Genomic DNA, 9,251 nt, shown 5'->3' with positions numbered 1-9,251 from the left:
CTTCCCCTTCTTTTTACTTTATGTAAACCCTTCCCACTTATGTCTTAAAAAATACGACCAATGAGCGCAACGCGTCCCTCATCTTTGTTGACCATCAATCCATCAATTTGCGAGTCCGCGCTCAATATTTGGAAATCCGAAATTGAAAACGGGCTGGTGCAGCCGGGACTTGATCCCAAACAAGCATATCGGGAGGTATAAAATTGAACGATTTAACGACAACTATTACACCAAAAATCCAAGCCAAGATTGATGCTGTTAACCGGGCAAAGGATGAATTTGAATACAGCACTATCAATCTTGGCAAGAGGCTTTGTGAGCTCAAAGAAGCTTGCCCTCACGGTACATTCACACAGATTGCCGAGCAATATACTGGGCTGACCATAAGACACTGTCAGAATTTGATGCGTATTTATGAAACATTCGGAGAAAAGCGAACTCAAGTTCGTTTTTCAACCAAGGTCTTGTTGGAACTCACAAAAGCGCCAGAACCTGAAAAGCTCCTTGAGGATTGCGAACCGACTATCACGGTTAAAGAGGCAAAAGAAATGGTCAGACAAGCAAAAATCGAAGCCAAACAAGGCCGCTATGACAAAATGATACCCCAGCTCAAGAAATACGTTGAAAAGGGCGTTATCAGCGAAGCCGCAGCTCTTGAGCACTCCGTTTTATCTGCTGAGGCTCAGAACAGCTTCGTCAGAGCAGAACTGGACAAAATATCCGAAAACACCCGGGCCGAACGCGACCGGGCCAGGCTGGATGACCTGGGTAAAGAGATCGACAAATTGAAGGCCGAAAAAGAGCGTCTTGAAGAAATAGCCAATACAGATACGGCAAAGATCCTGGCTGATAAAGAATTCGAACTCAAGCAAGAAAAGATTACGACATGCGCCTGATCAAAGAAAAAGAGGCAATCAGCAAAGAAGCCTCGGAATTACACGAGAAACGGTTCAAGGATCAAATAGTCTCCCTGGAAGAAAAAAAGAAAAAACTGGAACGCCAAAATAAAGAAGCGACCGACAAGGCGTCTGCTTCCTGGGGCAAATATAAAGAGATGCAGAACGAAATTGACCGTCTAAAAGCCCAGCTTGAAGTGGATAACCCAACCAACGTGGATAATGCTCGAGAGCGACACGTAAGGGATGCTGGCGAAGGCTTTATGATCGCCCTCAACGAACTCAGGAAGGATATGGAGAAGCTTGGCGGTGGCATGGAAGAATCCCTGACGACAGCGGCCAAGGTTATTGAGCGGGCATCAATTGCATTGGCTGAACTCACCAACGAACAAGGCGCGATAATCAATATATAAAAGGAGTATCATTATGGATCACAGCAAAGAAAGACTTTTGGAGCAGAAATACCAGGGCGTACTCACCTATGCAGAAGCCAAACACTTCCTGGATGAAACCCCATATACCGCAGCCCAAATAAATGGCGCAATTAAACGTTTTTGCAACGCGGAAGGCTTAGAAAAACCAAAAACCTTTATTGATATGGAGCCTTTTGTAAACGACCTTGCTGACTTCTGGCTTGATGTAAATCCAGAAGTACATGATCAGGGCGAAATTGTTCTGCGCAACACTCTTGCAAATTACATTTCATTTTCAATTGTGTGGAAAGCGAAATCAAAATCATCATACATTCTTACACCCGAATTGATGGGCAAATGTGGTGTGATGATTGCTGTTAAAAACAGCCTCGGTGTCAGTGTAAAGGCCGGCATGTCGGCATCTAAGCGTAATCCGTCCATCCCGAAAGAAACTCTTGTGGAAGGAATGATTGACCTTCATGGAGCCTCTATTCAGATGTTTTCAGAAAACAAATTGCCTGAAAATTCAAAACTGATGGAAGATTTCTCTCGTTTGGCAGGGGCGCTTATTGCCGGTGATAAATCCGTGTTAGCTACCGCGGAACAATTAAAACAAATTGAGCATAAAGCGGACCTAAAAATGGTTGAAGATCACAAGGAGGCGTCATGATGAAAACAGTCCGTATTTTTGACACGCCCATTGGCTTGATCGTAGTCATCCCATTGAGACCGGAGAAACAACCCGCGCTGTCTTGGAGTGCTCCAAAGTCAATCACTCGCCCGGTTATTGTGGGGAGCCTCGAACCCTTTGTAAGAAGCGGGGTGATTAGACCCCTGAACTGATAAAATGCAGGCCCCCGGGATTACCGCTTGCAGCTCCGGCAGGCGCAACGCCCGCCCTCGATAGGGGGTCTGCAAAAAATTGAGATGGCAAGGGCGGGACGGAGAGGATGGGTGGAGGGTTTTGGATTGGGAATAAATTACATTTAATACCGGATTAAGCGTAATGGAGGAAGCATGAAAAAAAACAAACTTATCAACCTTAATGATCACCTATTTGAACAGCTTGAACGGCTTAACGACGATGACCTCACGGACGACGATTTGGATCGTGAAATCAAACGAGCCCAGGCAATGAACGCCTGCGCTGCACAAATTGTCAATAACGCCGCGCTGGCACTCAAAGCCTACGCAGCAATTAATACCGGCATGATAGACTCAGCCCCCGAAATGCTTGGGATAAAGAAAGCCGAGGCGTTGGAAGACCGGCCCCATGACTAAGCGGTATGCTCCAGAACAAATTGATTTTTTGCGTACCGGATATATGTCCATGAACGCCAGAGATCTGGCCCGGGCCTTTAATGCCGAATTCGGTACAGACAAAACCGAACGCTAGATCCTGTCAACATTGAAGAACCATAATATCCGTTGCGGCCGGAAAGGTAAAGACAGGTTGGTCAGGCGGCACCGGATGTTCACAGAGGATCGGGAACGGTTCATTAATTCCACCTTTAAAAGCCACACTGCGGAAGAAACAGCCCGCCTGGTCAATGCCCGTTTCGACATGGCGGTCACCGGCCAGCAGATAAAAACATATGTCAAAAATCACGGCATTGCCTCCGGCCGGACAGGCCATTTCCCTAAGGGGAACAAACCCTGGAATGCCGGCAGCAAAGGACAGGGACTTACCGGACCGAATAAAGGCAGTTTTAAGAAGGGGGATATCCCCGGAAATACCAAGCCGCTTGGGTATGAGCGGATCGACAGTAAAGACGGATATGTTCTGGTCAAAGTGGCGGAACCGAATCCGCACACCGGTGCAGCAACCAGATTCAAGCATAAGCATATTCATATCTATGAACAAGAACACGGCCCGGTACCGGAAGGCATGGTGGTGATTTTCCGAGATGGAGACAGGCGTAATTTTGATCCGGGGAATCTGGAAGCAATTACCAGGTCCGAGCTTGCGCGGCTGAATCAGTATGGGTACAGCCATGTTCCGGATGAACTGAAACCTTCCGTGTTGGCTATGACAAAGCTCAAGGTTAAAGTTTTTGAACGGTCAAAGGAGCGTTCTTGAATCAGTTTAATGGGCTGAACAATTGCCCGGGAGGAAAATAAGAGGAAATGAAAATGGAACGTTTTATATGCAAACAATGCGGAGATGGCAATGAGTGTGAACTCACATCACATGGACTTGAAGATTTTCCAGACGTATGCCCGTTTAAAATGATTAAAGAGCCAGAATGGGAACATGAGCCGAGTGCCGGAGTTACATTTGATACCGATGTAACCATTGACGATATCGTTCTCCAAGAACAATTTGAAAAATGCAAAAATTTCCAGCCAATGTTTTGCGATAGTTCTATGTGCCCATGCTGCACATTTTGCAACCGTAATATCGCTTTGGAATATCATAAACAAAATGATATTTGCCCTAAATGTCATGGTGCTGGAATAAGCAATTCTATCGAGGCTGGAAGTCTTAAATTCATATCTTATAAATGCAACGTTTGCGGAGGTACCGGGTGGTTCCCTGTGGATTTTGTAAGGAGGGAATTTACCAAATGAAAAACCCAAACAGAGAAAAAATAAACCCAGATTGGGCAGCGATGAAGGGCAGGCACCCAACCTGGAACACGTCAGAAGAAAGCCGACAACATTGGCGCTACGGTTTCCAGTATCAGGGCAAACGGTACACAGGGAGGGGGTTCTCGACCAGGCGGGAGGCAGAAGCGGCAATGGCCGAGGAAAAAAGATCCTTAAAAGAGACTCCGACAAAAACCGGCATGGCCTTTTCGGAAAGCTGCAATCAGTATCTTGATTTTGCACAGAAACGATTTGCAGGGGAAACTTATAAATACAAGGTCTATGTTTATACAAAATTTCTTGAGTTTCTTGGCAAGGACTTCCAACTCCATGAGATCACTCCTGCCATAGTTGCTGCGTACCTCAAAACCCGCCACAGCAACAATAATTACAACGTCCACCGCAGAGAGCTATCGGCATTATTCACATACGCAAAAGACACCCTTGAGGTAATAGAGAAAAATCCGGTCAATAAGGTTGGTCGTCTACCACACACTCCTGCCGTAAAGCAAATACCAAAAGAAGAAGATGTCATAAAACTTTTATTGGTTGCAGACCCACAAACAGATGAAAAGGATCTGCTTATTGTACTGCTCCATACCCTTGCCAGGGTAGATGAGGCACTGCGTCTCACTTGGGAAGATGTTAATTTCGAGAACCGGACCCTGACAAAGTGGACCCGTAAAACAAAAGATGGGGCATACAGGCCGGTAACCGTCACAATGAACGATGAACTTTATGACACGCTCTGGAATATGTGGGAAAATAAATTGCAAAGCACCTGGGTATTTTATAACAAGCGGACAGATGACCGATATTATAAAAGGCCTAAATTTATGAAGGGGTTGTGTACTCGGGCGGGGATTTCTCCACATTTTGGCTTCCATACCCTTCGCCATTTGATGGCATCCCTCATGGCCGACAATCCCAAGATATCCACCAAGACAATTCAGAAAATTTTAGGCCATACCAGCCACCGGACAACAGAAATTTATTTGCATGAATTCGACGGCGCCATCGGTTCGGCCATGGAATCTATTTCAGGGAAATTTACACAAAAAAAAGAAGATCCCCGCCCACAAGCCCCGCCCAAAGAAAAAAGGGTTTCAGGTAAAAACTCCTGAAGCCCTTTATTTATAATGGTCGGGACGACTGGATTTGAACCATCGACCACTTGTCCCCCAGACAAATTCAGATGTTTTTCAGCCCATTTCATCCACTTTCGTTTCATAACAAAACATATTGACTTCATTAAAAATATAGCCTATTTTTGTTTGCATGGTGTTTCATAGAATTTCACCCTAATACTGGCTAAATTGTGACCCAATTCGTGACCCAGTTTTTGGCATTTAATGAGGCTTATAACAAGGATTTTGGCGTTTACGACACCCCCCTTTCAGAGCCTTTTTTTGAGGGAATCAAGACATGTTAACTGATATGATTATTAAAAAATTGAAGGCAGAGCCGGGCAAGCGAACTGAATATTGGGATATAGGGGAAAAGAGCGTTCAGGGCTTAGGTATCCGGATCGGTAAGAAGAAGGTCTTCTTTATCAAATATGTTTTTGAAGGTAGGGCCAGGCGAAAAACTATTGGTGAATATCCGGGACTATCTTTGGCTGAGGCCAGAGCCGAAGCTCAGAAAGATTTGGTATCCATTCAACAAGGCGTTGATCCTGGAGAAGTTAAACAGCAGCAAAAAGCCGAATACGCCAACGAACCAACCGTTGCAGGGTTGATTGGAGAATTATGGGATAAAAAGCTGTCAAAACTCAAAAGCGGAAAAGCAACCAAGAGGCTATTGGAAAAAGATCTTATAATACCATGGGGCAAAAAGAAAATATCCTCAATAAAAACCCGAGACATTGTTCTGTTGCTGGATCAAGTTGGAGAAAGAGCCCCTGTTACCCGGAACAGGCTTCACACCGCCATAAGCGGAATGTTCTCTTTTGCTGTCTCTCGTGGTGTAATTGATATATCCCCTTGCGCCAATATTCACAGGGCAGAGGAACAGACACGCGACCGGGTTTTAAATGATGATGAAGTCATTTTACTGTGGAGAGCCTTGGACCTTGAGAACAAGAAAGCCTTTGACGCCTATCCCCTGACAAAGCTTGCATTAAAGCTGATCCTTTTGACCGGCCAGCGCCCTGGTGAAGTTGCTGGAATGGAATTATCAGAATTAACCGAAAGGCCAGACGGGATATGGTGGGAGATCCCGGCAAAACGCATGAAGGGTAAAAACGCTATGGGCCATGACGTACCCTTGAACCCTATGGCCTTTGAAGTCATTGAGCAGGCCATGTTCTATTCAGGTAAAAGCAAGTTTGTCTTCAGGTCCACCTTCAAAAAAGATACCCCCCTGTCTGTCCGGGCTATCAGCCGGGCCGTAGTCCGTCACCTGCCGGAAATGAAGCTTGAGAAATTTACCCCTCATGATTTGCGCCGGACCTGCCGGACGGGACTTGCCACACTCAAAGTGTCTGATGTGGTGGCAGAAAAAATCCTGTCTCATCGGCTGCAAGGTGTTTTAGGTGTTTATAACCGTGCAACGTATGAACCGGAAAGAAGGGCGGCTTTGGTGTTGTGGGAAAACCATATCAAGGGGTTGATTGACCCTGATTCCGTTTCCGGCAACCAGGGGATAACAGATCTGAACTCTTACCGGACCATTAACGATTAACCGTCTTGACAAATTATCATCAGGTGATAACATGAACGATAAATACGGTTCACTTGATACTCTATTGGACCTGGATGGTGAAATATTCCCGATGGATAGCGGGTACTGGGTAAAATTCAATGCAAAACAGATCCACCCGGATCAACATGCGCCACACGGAATAAGGTATTCCCTGTCATTACATGATAGATACAATACCCGGATCATTGGGTTTGACAACGCCCATGCCATTAACTCACCAAAAAAGAAAGGGTTTACCGGACGAATAGTCACATGGGACCATAAACATAACCTGGATAAAGTGGAACCGTACACCTTTGAAAACGCCGGGCAGTTGCTTGAAGACTTCTGGGCGGCGGTGGATAAATATTTATTGAAAGGATAAGAGAATGGCCAGTAAAACCATGACAATAGGCATCATGTCAAAAGAAGATTACAAACAGCGGACCATTGCCATTGCCAGGGGCGAATACAAACTACGCAAAAACGAGCCCAAGGTGTGGTTTGAATCCATGGAATCCCTGGGTCAGGTCTTGAGCGGACAGAATCAGAAACTGCTTAAATTGATCAGGGATCAGCACCCGACATCCCTGGTTGAACTGGAAGCATTATCAGGCCGGAAAAAATCAAACCTTTCCCGGACCCTGAAAACCCTTTCGAATTATGGCATCGTTGACTTGATCAAAGAGAAAGGAATGGTCCGCCCCATTGTCAATGCAACGGATTTTCGGGTTGAATTAAGACTGTAATCACTTTCCCTGGGATAGGGCCTGGAGTCATGACCCGGACCGAATGGCGGCCCTAACCCTGTGGGAAAACCATTTACAAGGGTTACTCGGAGTTGCCCCAGTGGGAAGTATCACAGAACTGGACGCATACCGAGCAGTAAAGATGTAAGGAATCAAACAAAGTGCCTAAAATCCCAATTAAAGATATCGGTTCCACAAAAACAAATCTGATCATTCAAGGTCTTATGTACTGCTATCCTGATCTTGACTTATTAGAAAAATTTAGTGCTCTTTTTCTTGCCGGAACCTATAAAAAAGTCAGTCTAAAATACCCGGATAAAATTGCCGATATCCTCATGGAAAATGGTTTCAATGGCGGTCCTGGCCATGATGAAATGATGGGTAAGGTAATTCCCAATAGAACGCGTAAAGCGGCAATTGCTGGCGATATTCTAAAATATCTCTACATATTGGACTACGATGGCAAAGAAAGTCCCAGTCTTTATAAAGCCCGTCAAAAAGTAAACTTTTCTTACAAAAGGGCGTCAGATGAGAACAAAGCCCGAGGGGTAGGATGGAGTGAAAAATTCTTAAAAGACGCTTGGAGGGAATACAAAGCCATTGCCCCTCTTTGGGCTGCGCTCCGGTGTTTACCTGAAGGGGTAAGTCCATTCCACAACCTCTTGATCTCTTGCTCTCCAGGGAAAGATATTCATGATTATACTTATTTTATGCGGCTCTTTCTGGGTATGGCTGAAAGCTTCTCAAACTTCGGTGAGAAACTAATGCTGCACAACAAGACGACCAACAAAAAAGAGCCCTTATTCCAGCCTGACGAAGTCTGGAGAGTGCCAGAGCGATTCAAAGACAAACTATCCATCGGCAGATTACATCCTCCCAAATAGCAAAAATTCCATAAAAAACGGGGTACGACTCCCGTACCCCCACAGACAAAACCCTTCCCCTCCTATATCTTCAGTTCAAGACATTGCAAGAAAGCACACCCCGAGTTGGGGTGAATTATTTATGGGAGGACTCATATGTCAGCGAAGGACCGATTTCTTAGAAAACCAGAAATGATCAAGCGCACCGGCGTTTCCGACACAACACTTTGGCGGTGGGAAAAGGCAGGGCTTTTTCCTAAAAGAATCCAGCTTGGTCCGAACGTATCGGGGTGGTTAGAGTCTGAATTCAACGCATGGAAGGCAGCAAGAGTTCAGGCAAGGGATGAAGCAACAGCCTGAAAATATATTTTTGCCTGTCTGCCATGCAGATCCCGACGGGGCGCAGGGGGTAGTCCTTCCCCCTGTGAGGCTTTTTTCAAAGGACAGTAAATGGCAAAAAAACGTAATGGAAACGGATACGGAAAAGGCACATGGGTGGATACTAGCATGATTTTATCCAAAGCTTTTTTGAGTCTGGGGGTCAAGGGCTCAACCCCTATCGTTTCCCACGCATCGCCTAAAATATTGATGATGTTACTAGGTAAAAGACAATTTGACTCGAAAGAAAAGGGTCAGAAAAGAGGCCCACAGATAAATGGAAGACGTCTCATCCTGACCTATGCCGAAATGGAATCTCACATTGATAAAGCCACTGGCCGTCCGATAATCAGCCGCAAATCTATAACCAGAGGCATTGACGAGCTGCTGGCCAAAGGCTTTATCGAAATCGTAGACCCCGGGGGCTGCTACGAACAGCACAAGGCCGTGTATGGCCTGACCGACGATTATCTGTTGTGGCAACCAGGTCAAGTTATCCGCATCAGGGAACGGGATGTCAAGCGGGGTTATCAGGGCAAGCAGCCCACACCAATAAAAAATACTGCGGACGTTAACGACCCACACCCACACGGACGTCAACGACCCACACCCCTAATAGAGGACACGGGCGTTAACGACCTACACCCTCCAAAAGCCCCAAAAAAGGAGGCCATTAATGGG

The 9,251-nt window shown here is 45.8% G+C and carries 14 protein-coding genes; all 14 read left to right on the top strand.

Features of this window, described 5'->3' with window-relative positions:
• Positions 1-203 precede the first annotated feature (203 nt).
• Positions 204-896, top strand: a complete 693-nt coding sequence (locus AB7U36_RS12515; protein WP_428160101.1) for a DUF3102 domain-containing protein — start codon at positions 204-206, stop codon at positions 894-896.
• On the top strand, positions 887-1,309 hold the full coding sequence (locus AB7U36_RS12510; RefSeq protein WP_428160100.1) for a hypothetical protein: 423 nt from the start codon (positions 887-889) through the stop codon (positions 1,307-1,309). The genes AB7U36_RS12515 and AB7U36_RS12510 overlap by 10 nt, the downstream gene beginning before the upstream one ends.
• 13 nt (positions 1,310-1,322) lie before the next feature.
• Positions 1,323-1,979, top strand: a complete 657-nt coding sequence (locus AB7U36_RS12505; RefSeq protein WP_428160099.1) for a hypothetical protein — start codon at positions 1,323-1,325, stop codon at positions 1,977-1,979.
• 347 nt (positions 1,980-2,326) lie between these two features.
• A complete protein-coding gene (locus tag AB7U36_RS12500; protein ID WP_428160098.1) occupies positions 2,327-2,590 on the top strand; it encodes a hypothetical protein in 264 nt (87 codons plus the stop codon).
• The gene (locus tag AB7U36_RS12495) at positions 2,583-2,705 is read left to right on the top strand and encodes a hypothetical protein (protein WP_428160097.1); all 123 of its coding nucleotides are present in this window, start codon (positions 2,583-2,585) and stop codon (positions 2,703-2,705) included. Before AB7U36_RS12500 ends, AB7U36_RS12495 begins: the two co-directional genes overlap by 8 nt.
• 75 nt (positions 2,706-2,780) lie before the next feature.
• Positions 2,781-3,389, top strand: coding sequence for an HNH endonuclease signature motif containing protein (locus AB7U36_RS12490; RefSeq protein ID WP_428160096.1), 609 nt, complete (start codon positions 2,781-2,783; stop codon positions 3,387-3,389).
• Between the two features lie 53 nt (positions 3,390-3,442).
• Positions 3,443-3,880 (top strand): hypothetical protein, encoded by a 438-nt coding sequence (locus AB7U36_RS12485; RefSeq protein ID WP_428160095.1) that lies wholly within the window; start codon positions 3,443-3,445, stop codon positions 3,878-3,880.
• A complete protein-coding gene (locus AB7U36_RS12480; protein WP_428160094.1) occupies positions 3,877-5,022 on the top strand; it encodes a tyrosine-type recombinase/integrase in 1,146 nt (381 codons plus the stop codon). Before AB7U36_RS12485 ends, AB7U36_RS12480 begins: the two co-directional genes overlap by 4 nt.
• Positions 5,023-5,323: 301 nt before the next feature.
• Positions 5,324-6,580 (top strand): tyrosine-type recombinase/integrase, encoded by a 1,257-nt coding sequence (locus AB7U36_RS12475; protein WP_428160093.1) that lies wholly within the window; start codon positions 5,324-5,326, stop codon positions 6,578-6,580.
• Positions 6,581-6,611: 31 nt separating this feature from the next.
• A complete protein-coding gene (locus tag AB7U36_RS12470; protein ID WP_428160092.1) occupies positions 6,612-6,965 on the top strand; it encodes a toxin-antitoxin system TumE family protein in 354 nt (117 codons plus the stop codon).
• A 4-nt stretch (positions 6,966-6,969) separates the two neighbouring features.
• Positions 6,970-7,329 carry a transcriptional regulator gene (locus AB7U36_RS12465; protein ID WP_428160091.1) on the top strand — a complete coding sequence of 120 codons (360 nt, stop codon included), beginning with the start codon at positions 6,970-6,972 and terminating at the stop codon, positions 7,327-7,329.
• Between the two features lie 161 nt (positions 7,330-7,490).
• Positions 7,491-8,213: a hypothetical protein gene (locus AB7U36_RS12460; RefSeq protein ID WP_428160090.1), complete on the top strand. Its 723-nt coding sequence runs from the start codon at positions 7,491-7,493 to the stop codon at positions 8,211-8,213.
• Positions 8,214-8,348: 135 nt separating this feature from the next.
• On the top strand, positions 8,349-8,552 hold the full coding sequence (locus AB7U36_RS12455; RefSeq protein WP_428160089.1) for a helix-turn-helix transcriptional regulator: 204 nt from the start codon (positions 8,349-8,351) through the stop codon (positions 8,550-8,552).
• Between the two features lie 90 nt (positions 8,553-8,642).
• On the top strand, positions 8,643-9,251 hold a 609-nt coding region (locus AB7U36_RS12450), incomplete at its 3' end, for a hypothetical protein (protein WP_428160088.1).

The sequence above is a fragment of the Desulfobacter sp. genome (assembly GCF_050177295.1).
This window is presented reverse-complemented; position numbering and strand designations above follow the sequence as displayed.

Bases quoted from the DNA above. Each gene is read 5' to 3' on its own strand.
- AB7U36_RS12510 (WP_428160100.1), top strand. From the start codon at position 887: ATGCGCCTGATCAAAGAAAAAGAGGCAATCAGCAAAGAAGCCTCGGAA.
- AB7U36_RS12505 (WP_428160099.1), top strand. From the start codon at position 1,323: ATGGATCACAGCAAAGAAAGACTTTTGGAGCAGAAATACCAGGGCGTA.
- AB7U36_RS12500 (WP_428160098.1), top strand. From the start codon at position 2,327: ATGAAAAAAAACAAACTTATCAACCTTAATGATCACCTATTTGAACAG.
- AB7U36_RS12495 (WP_428160097.1), top strand. From the start codon at position 2,583: ATGACTAAGCGGTATGCTCCAGAACAAATTGATTTTTTGCGTACCGGA.
- AB7U36_RS12490 (WP_428160096.1), top strand. From the start codon at position 2,781: ATGTTCACAGAGGATCGGGAACGGTTCATTAATTCCACCTTTAAAAGC.
- AB7U36_RS12485 (WP_428160095.1), top strand. From the start codon at position 3,443: ATGGAACGTTTTATATGCAAACAATGCGGAGATGGCAATGAGTGTGAA.
- AB7U36_RS12480 (WP_428160094.1), top strand. From the start codon at position 3,877: ATGAAAAACCCAAACAGAGAAAAAATAAACCCAGATTGGGCAGCGATG.
- AB7U36_RS12475 (WP_428160093.1), top strand. From the start codon at position 5,324: ATGTTAACTGATATGATTATTAAAAAATTGAAGGCAGAGCCGGGCAAG.
- AB7U36_RS12470 (WP_428160092.1), top strand. From the start codon at position 6,612: ATGAACGATAAATACGGTTCACTTGATACTCTATTGGACCTGGATGGT.
- AB7U36_RS12465 (WP_428160091.1), top strand. From the start codon at position 6,970: ATGGCCAGTAAAACCATGACAATAGGCATCATGTCAAAAGAAGATTAC.
- AB7U36_RS12455 (WP_428160089.1), top strand. From the start codon at position 8,349: ATGTCAGCGAAGGACCGATTTCTTAGAAAACCAGAAATGATCAAGCGC.